This is a genomic window from Bacillus sp. V3B, from assembly GCF_024494465.1.
Lineage (GTDB): Bacteria > Bacillota > Bacilli > Bacillales > Cytobacillaceae > Bacillus_BD.
In genome coordinates this window covers 1-1,152 of the sequence record NZ_JAETXM010000074.1, presented here as the reverse complement: position 1 = coordinate 1,152, position 1,152 = coordinate 1, and the positions used below count along the sequence as shown (strand labels likewise).

The window sequence follows — 1,152 nt, the reverse complement described above, 5'->3', positions numbered from 1 at the left end:
TTAAAATTCTCTGTCGAGATGGAAAAACGGCTCAAAAATGGTACCACGCCGTAAGATTGTATCTTAAAGAACGTTTAAAACTAGACATATCACCCGAGAAATCTCAAATAGTAAACTTACGAAAACGTAAATCAGAATTCTTAGGCTTCACAATATGGGCAACAAAAAAGAGGGCAAAAAGAGTAGCTCATACGGGAATAAAACCCCTTAAATGGGTAAAACTCAAACAAAAAGCTAAACAACACATCCGAATGTTGAAAGCTGCTCCGACTACTCAAAATGCCCTAAAATTCAATAGTTTTATTTTAGGTATTCATAACTATTTTAACCGAGCTACACACGTTAATCCAGAGTTTTCACGTCTTGCCTACGATCTAAAGGCTTTTCTATACAATCGTCTTAACTCTGTTGGAAAATACGCACATCCATCTAATCCCCCACCAACCTACAAAAAGTTTTATAGCTTGAGCTTTAAAACATTTAGAATTGCGAATGTGTATTTATTTCCTATCGGAAATATTAAAACAGTAAATGCAATGAACTTTAGCCAAGAGCTATCACTTTTCACTGAAGTGGGAAGAAAGAAATTCTATAAGAGATTAGATCTGGATTTGAAAAATGAAATTAGTTTTCTTATGAAATCAAATCTTCCAAACAGAAGCATTGAATATATGGATAATCGTATTAGTCGATACAGTATGAAGATGGGGAAATGCGAGATAACTGGCAGATATCTATCTGCTTCAGAGGTTCACTGTCACCACTATGTACCGAAAGATCTTGGAGGAACGGACCAATTTAACAACCTTCGCATACTTCATAAAGATGTACATCGATTAATACACCTTATAAACAATGAAAGAATTGTATCTCACATAAAGAACCTTAGACTAAGTAATACAATGATGAATAAAGTGAATCAATACCGCATGAAATGCGGACTCGAACAGATCGAAAGATCCCATGTCTAAGAGTAACAAGGAACTTATAATCTAGTACATAAAGTTAGATGGAACGCAGAGTGCTGGGAAACCAGCATGCTCTGTGCGGAGCAGGGGAAAAGCTGGAGATAACTTCAAATGCTTACCTATTGCTAACTTTAGTTTAAGAAGGACCCTAAATTATTTTGCTAAAAAACGCTCAGAACTTAAT

Annotated in this window: 1 protein-coding gene; it reads left to right on the top strand. The window is 35.4% G+C overall.

The genetic code is table 11. The features are described from left to right. A partial coding sequence (locus tag JMM81_RS22575; protein WP_375162440.1) for a group II intron reverse transcriptase occupies nucleotides 1-971 on the top strand: 971 nt, incomplete at its 5' end. Nucleotides 972-1,152: the final 181 nt, after the last annotated feature.